Raw genomic sequence first — 4,420 nt, 5'->3', positions numbered from 1 at the left:
TCCTGGCCTCGCTACGCAACCTCGCCATCAACGCCCTACGCCTGGCCGGCCGACCCGACATCACCGAAGCCACCCGCTGGGCAGCCCGCAACATGACCAGGCCATTCACCATCCTCGGCCTCACATCGTGATCATGAAACGGCCGTGCCCGTGGGCGTCTCTGGTCGTCATGCAGGGTGGCGGTTCGGAACATGCGATGGTGATGGCGGAAGGACCGGCTGAGGTTTTGGATGCTGCGGCTGATGAGGTGACGGCTGCTGCTGCCCGATACGGTCGGGAACTGCCCTGGGCTTCGGCATGGATTCGGATGACGCCGCAAAAGATCTTCAGCTACGCCGCGGGCGCTGCACAGTTGTGACGCCTGCACGCGGATCAGTCGCGTTCCGCCATGCGGGCATGATTCCACGTTCGGCCACAACTGCGGCTCCTGACTTCTCCCTTGGAGCCGGGTGGCGAATTCTCATCGGAAGTGGCGAGGAATGATGTCCCGGTGCATCGAACGCGGCGTATCGGGCTGCCTGGCCTGGATGAGAACTTTGAGGCGATCTACCTGGATGACCAGGGCGTGGAGCAGCGCGTGCCGTGGGGCTGGCTGCCGGAGGTGGTCGATGTGCTGGACCGGCCGGTGAGGTCGTTCCCCTCGTATCGGGGTCAGCGCAACTTCCCGGGTTGGTACTGGTCCGCGACGGTGGGTCGCCAGGTCGGCTTCGAATCGTGGGTGGAACGCGATCACCTGGTGGCGTTGGACTTCGACCCGTCGGTGAGCGGGATCGTGTCGCAGCCGTTCTGGCTGCTCTGGCCTGGTGAGAGCAAGACCCGTCGGCACGCCCCGGATTTCCTGGTGCGCCTGGATGACGACGCGGTGTTGGTGCTGGACTCCCGGCCGCTGGAACTCATCGAGGAGGCGGACCGGGAGGCGTTCGGGGTCACCGATCGGGCATGCGCGCTACTGGGGTGGCGGTACGCGGTATGGGACCGGCTGGACCCGGTGCTGGTGGCGAACCAGCGGTGGCTGGCCGGCTACCGGCACCCGCGGTGCTTCGACGGGCAGGTGGCCGCCGTGCTGCTGGAGGCGTTCGCGCGGCCGCGCTCACTGATGGACGGCGCCGAGGTCGCCGGTGACCCGCTCAGGACCCTGCCGGTGCTCTACCACCTGCTCTGGCGGCGGGAGCTGATGACGGACCTGTCGCTGGTGCTGTCGCACCGCACGATCGTGCAGGTGGCGCCGACCATCGATCGTCTGGCGCTGGTTGGTGAGCGGGATGGCTGAGCGGCCGGGCGTGTTGCGGGTCAACGATCGGGTGGTCTTCGCCGGGACGACGCACACCGTGGTGGCGATCTCGGGTTCCGCGATCCGGCTGGTGTCGGCGGCCGGCGCGACGACCGTGGTGGCGTTGCCGTATCTGCTGGGCGCGGCGGACTTCGAGCTGGTCGGCGCGGCGCCGGCTCCTCGGGTGGACCCGCACGGGCTGCTGGAGGCGTTGCCGGCGCAGGTGGTGCAGGCTGCCCGGGACTGGGAGCGGCACCTGATCGAGGTCGAGACCGGCCTGATGTCGGACGCTCAGGGCGCGGTGCCGAGGCCCGAGTACGACCCGGCGGTGCATCCGATGGCGGTCCGGGAGGCGGCGAAGGCGGCGGAGTTGACGGCGGCCGGGACGAAGACGAGCGTCCGCACGGTCCAGCGGATGCGGCGCCGCTACCGCGAGCAGGGCCTTTGGGGTCTGGTCGACGCCCGGCACGCGCGCACGGCGAAGCCGACCGGCAACGTCGATGCCCGGGTGGTTGCGGCGGCCGCCGCGGTGATCGAGGCGCAGACCGGCACGTCGACGGGCACGAAGTCGCGGGCGCTGCGGCAGATCCGGCAGCTGTTGGACGACGAGCATGGCCCCGGCGTGGTCGAGATGCCGTCGCCGGCGACCTGTTACCGGCTGCTGGAGGCGTTGTCGGCTGGGCGGTACACCTTCGGGTCGGCGGTGACGCGCCGGCAGACGGCGAACAAGCCGGCCGGCGCCTACACCGCGACCACCGCGAACCGGCCGGGCGAGCAGGTCCAGTTGGACAGCACCCCGCTGGATGTCATGGCGGTGATGGACGATGGTGTCATCGGCCGAGCGGAACTCGTGCTCGCCATCGACATCGCCACCCGCACGATTTGCGCCGGAGTGTTGCGGCCGGTCGGTGCGAAGGCGGTCGACGCGGCGCTGCTGCTGGCCCGGGTCATGGTCCCGGAGCCGATGCGGCCTGGCTGGGACGCCGCGCTGGCGATGTCGGCGACCCGGATCCCGCACCAGCGGCTGGTCGCCATGGATGCCCGGATGGCTCTCGCCGCGGCGAAGCCGGTGATCGTTCCGGACACCGTCGTGATCGACCACGGCAAGGTGTTCCTGTCTGAGGTGTTCCTGCGCGCGGCCGACACGCTGGGCATCTCGGTGCAGCCAGCACATCAGCAGACGGCGACGGACAAGGCGATCGTCGAGCGCACCTTCGAGTCGATCAACACGCTGTTCTGCCAGCACGTGTCCGGCTACACCGGCCGTGACGTCACCCGCCGAGGGCGTGACGTCGCTGAGCGGGCCGTGTGGTCGCTGCCCGACCTGCAAGAACTGTTCGACGAGTGGGTGATCGCCGGGTGGCAGACTCGCCCGCATGACGGGTTGCGGCACCCGTTCAACCCGGCACAGGCGGCTTCCCCGAACGATGCCTACGCCGCGCTGGTCGCTGCCGCCGGCTACGTTCCGGTCGCGTTGACCGGCGAGGATTACATCGAACTGCTGCCGGCGGACTGGCGGGCCATCGGCGACGGCGGAATCCAGATCGACTACCGCACCTACAACTGCGGGGAGCTGCGGCCCTACGCCCGCAAGAACTCCGGCGTCACCAGCCGCGCCGGCCGGTGGGAGGTCCACTACGACCCCTACGACGTTTCGCGGATTTGGGTTCGCAACCATCATCACGGCGGTTGGATCACCGTCCCCTGGACCCATCACAGCGTGGTCGGGCAGCCGTTCGCCGATTTCACCTGGCGCGCCTCCCGCAAGATTGCCGCACAGCGGGGCCTGGACGACACCAACGAGATGGCCGTCTCGGTGATCCTGGCCGCGCTGCTACGTCGCGCCGAGGAAGGCCCTGGCAGCGGCCGGGCACTCGCGCGAAACCGCACAGCTCACGCGATGGGCAACCACCTGCCCCCGGAACTGACCACCGCCGCGTTCGCCGATCCACCGGAACCCGCGCCGCCGGCCGAACCACCGCAGCCGTTGCCCGCGCTCGACCCGGAATCCGCCGAGCAACCGCAGGTCCTGGTCGGCGAAGTGGTGCCGTTCGCGCTGTTCAACCCGTTCGCCGATGACCTGGAGGCTGGCCGATGAGCACGCTGTCCAGCGACGTCCGGCATCCGCTGGCCACCAAGCAGGGCTGGGCCTCATTCGTCGCCCAGATCAACCCGGAGCCACCGCGGCTGCTACCGGACGCGGACTGGCAGCAGCTGACCTCGTTCGAGCGGGACCTATACAACGAAGCCCGACAGGACTACCACTCCGCGTTGCTGCTGGTCGCCACCCCGGACATCAAGAAGGTCATCCACACCGGCACGAAACTGGTCATCAACAACCGGGGCAAGCAACTCGGCCGGCGCGGCCTGATCGTGTCCGGCGCCAGCGGCACTGGAAAATCCACCTCGATCACCCAGCTCGGCAAGAAGTTCCAGATCGAGCTGGAACGCCGCAGCCCGGGCGTCACAGACCGAATCCCGGTCGTCTATATCGTGGTCCCGCCCGATGCCACCCCGAAGATGCTTGCCACGGAGATGGCCATCTTCCTCGGCCTGCCTGTCGCAACCCGGGATAGCCCGCAGTCGGTCGCGCACAACGTCGCCACGGTGATGCGCCGGGTCGGCACCGGCATGGTCCTGGTCGACGAGATCCACCGCCTCGACCTCACCACCCGCCAAGGCAAGAATGCCTCCGACCAGCTCAAATACTTCTTCGACACGATCAGCGCCACCTTCGTCTACGCGGGCCTGGACCTCCACGAGAACGGCATGTTCTCCGGGGTCCGCGGCCGGCAGATCGCCGGCCGGTTCATCCCGGTCGACACCAGCCCGTTCACCTACCGCACCGCGCAGGACAAGACCGACTGGGCGAAGCTCGTCGCCGCGAGGGACTGTAAAAAGAACGGTGTAACTCCTGATCAAGGAGACGCACCTGATGACCATGACGACTGACGCCGTGGATACTGCCGCGGTGGCGAAGAAGCAGCAGCAGCCTGGCCTGCCGGCCGGGGGGAACGATGACTTGATCGGCCAGCTCGTCGAGCAGGCCCGGACCTCGGGCCTGCAACTGACCGGTGAGGGCGGGCTGCTGCAGCAGCTGACCAAGCGTGTGATCGAGGCTGCGATGGACGGTGAAATCACCGACCACCT

4 protein-coding genes and 1 pseudogene are annotated in these 4,420 nt (G+C 68.5%); all 5 read left to right on the top strand.

What is annotated here, in order from left to right; all coding sequences use genetic code 11:
• Positions 1 to 127 precede the first annotated feature (127 nt).
• Positions 128 to 358 carry a hypothetical protein gene (locus F8271_RS30030; RefSeq protein WP_151493173.1) on the top strand — a complete coding sequence of 77 codons (231 nt, stop codon included), beginning with the start codon at positions 128 to 130 and terminating at the stop codon, positions 356 to 358.
• Between the two features lie 132 nt (positions 359 to 490).
• Positions 491 to 1,270 carry a TnsA-like heteromeric transposase endonuclease subunit gene (locus F8271_RS30025; RefSeq protein WP_151493172.1) on the top strand — a complete coding sequence of 260 codons (780 nt, stop codon included), beginning with the start codon at positions 491 to 493 and terminating at the stop codon, positions 1,268 to 1,270.
• Positions 1,263 to 3,368 (top strand): helix-turn-helix domain-containing protein, encoded by a 2,106-nt coding sequence (locus F8271_RS30020; RefSeq protein WP_192580521.1) that lies wholly within the window; start codon positions 1,263 to 1,265, stop codon positions 3,366 to 3,368. The genes F8271_RS30025 and F8271_RS30020 overlap by 8 nt, the downstream gene beginning before the upstream one ends.
• A complete protein-coding gene (locus F8271_RS30015) occupies positions 3,365 to 4,222 on the top strand; it encodes a TniB family NTP-binding protein (protein ID WP_225854861.1) in 858 nt (285 codons plus the stop codon). The genes F8271_RS30020 and F8271_RS30015 overlap by 4 nt, the downstream gene beginning before the upstream one ends.
• Positions 4,206 to 4,420 (top strand): annotated as a pseudogene (locus F8271_RS30010) (IS256 family transposase); the annotation flags it as partial. The gene F8271_RS30015 and the pseudogene F8271_RS30010, both read left to right, overlap by 17 nt.

Source organism: Micromonospora sp. ALFpr18c, from assembly GCF_008868155.1.
GTDB lineage: Bacteria > Actinomycetota > Actinomycetes > Mycobacteriales > Micromonosporaceae > Micromonospora.
The sequence above is the reverse complement of the archived record's forward strand: the minus strand, read 5'-3'. Positions and strand labels throughout refer to the sequence as shown.

Excerpts from the sequence above, each read along its gene's own strand:
- F8271_RS30015 (WP_225854861.1), top strand. The coding sequence starts at position 3,365 with ATGAGCACGCTGTCCAGCGACGTCCGGCATCCGCTGGCCACCAAGCAG.
- F8271_RS30020 (WP_192580521.1), top strand. The coding sequence starts at position 1,263 with ATGGCTGAGCGGCCGGGCGTGTTGCGGGTCAACGATCGGGTGGTCTTC.